This window comes from Citrobacter sp. Cpo037 (assembly GCF_030332945.1).
GTDB classification, from domain to species: Bacteria; Pseudomonadota; Gammaproteobacteria; order Enterobacterales; family Enterobacteriaceae; genus Citrobacter; species Citrobacter portucalensis.
The window spans coordinates 1-311 of record NZ_JAOWGW010000028.1 but is presented as its reverse complement, the minus strand read 5'-3'; the positions used below and the strand labels follow the sequence as shown (position 1 = coordinate 311).

The 311-nt window shown below is 45.0% G+C and carries 1 protein-coding gene; it reads left to right on the top strand.

Annotated features, from left to right (window positions below):
• Window positions 1–311: integrase core domain-containing protein (locus OGX94_RS02790; protein ID WP_286568644.1), on the top strand; the 311-nt coding region annotated here is incomplete at both ends.

Below are 311 nucleotides of genomic sequence, written 5' to 3'. Positions count from 1 at the left end.
ATGCTACGCATGGATAATGGTCCGGAATTTATCTCACTTGCACTGGCTGAATGGGCAGAGCAACATGCAGTAAAACTGGAATTTATTCAGCCGGGTAAGCCGACGCAGAACGCTTTTATTGAGCGCTTTAACCGAACATACCGTACAGAAATACTCGATTTTTATCTGTTCAGAACGCTGAATGAAGTGCGGGAAATCACGGAAAGATGGGTGTCAGAATATAACTGTGAACGCCCGCATGAATCACTGAACAATATGACGCCGGAGGAATATCGGCAACACAATCATTTGGCCGGGATCTCAAAAAATGC